Origin of the sequence: Massilia genomosp. 1, assembly GCF_011682185.1 — a bacterium.
GTDB lineage: Bacteria > Pseudomonadota > Gammaproteobacteria > Burkholderiales > Burkholderiaceae_D > Telluria_A > Telluria_A rubra.
On sequence record NZ_WHJF01000511.1, the window covers coordinates 1 to 302 of the forward strand.

The 302-nt window shown below is 63.9% G+C and carries 1 protein-coding gene; it reads right to left on the reverse strand.

Features of this window, described 5'->3' with window-relative positions:
• Window positions 1-302, reverse strand: a 302-nt coding sequence (locus F1735_RS34710) for a S41 family peptidase (protein WP_267876728.1), incomplete at both ends; no start/stop codon positions are given.

Sequence of the window (302 nt, forward strand, 5' to 3'; positions counted from 1 at the left end):
TTCCGGATCGGAGGTGACCGGCATCTTGATGTCGGGCGTGACGCCGCGCAACTGCGTGGTACCGCCGTTGATGCGGAAAAATTGCGCGATGGTCATCTTGAGTTCGCCGTAGCGCGCTTTTTCGCCCGGATTGCCCCGGTCGAGGTTGACCAGGGTCTGGACAGTGCCCTTGCCGAAACTCGGTTCGCCCATCACCAGGCCACGGCCGTAATCCTGGATGGCGGCGGCGAAGATTTCGGACGCCGATGCGGAGCCGCGATTGATCAACACGCCCATCGGGCCATCCCAGGCCAGGCCCGGCT